Source organism: Flavobacterium cheongpyeongense, from assembly GCF_003202435.1.
Classification (GTDB): Bacteria; Bacteroidota; Bacteroidia; order Flavobacteriales; family Flavobacteriaceae; genus Flavobacterium; species Flavobacterium cheongpyeongense.
This window is the reverse complement of the sequence record NZ_QJHK01000058.1, coordinates 1-399: the sequence shown is the minus strand read 5'-3', so window position 1 is coordinate 399 and position 399 is coordinate 1. Positions and strand designations below refer to the sequence as shown.

The 399-nt window shown below is 30.6% G+C and carries 2 protein-coding genes; both read right to left on the bottom strand.

From position 1 onward, the window contains the following. Positions 1-119, bottom strand: a 119-nt coding sequence (locus tag DMB65_RS21890) for a GIY-YIG nuclease family protein (protein WP_165835014.1), incomplete at its 3' end; no start/stop codon positions are given. Positions 120-229: 110 nt separating this feature from the next. Beyond that, positions 230-399 (bottom strand): GIY-YIG nuclease family protein (locus DMB65_RS21885; RefSeq protein ID WP_165835013.1); only part of this gene is annotated, 170 nt, incomplete at its 5' end.

Below are 399 nucleotides of genomic sequence, written 5' to 3'. Positions count from 1 at the left end.
TAACCTTTTGTTTCAAGAACATTATGAGATTTAAATCTTTCGATTAAATTGGAAGTAAAACCAGTATAATTTTTCTTAAATTTTTCAGAATAAAGAATGTAAACAACAAATTCAGCCATATTTCAAAACGCTATAAACAAAAAAGCTCCAGATTTCTCTGAAGCTTTTACTTAGTAGCGGGAACAGGACTCGAACCTGTGTCCGCCGCGGCGGATATGAGCCCGACGAGTTAATTGTTGAGAATCAAATTTTTAATAAATTCTCTTCCAATTCCAGTTTTTAAATATTTTTCTTTTTTGATAGCTTCAGCTTTTGCATCGAAAAATTCAACATAAATTACTTTCCATGGTCTAAATTTTAGAGTGTAACCTTTTGTTTCAAGAACATTATGAGATTTAA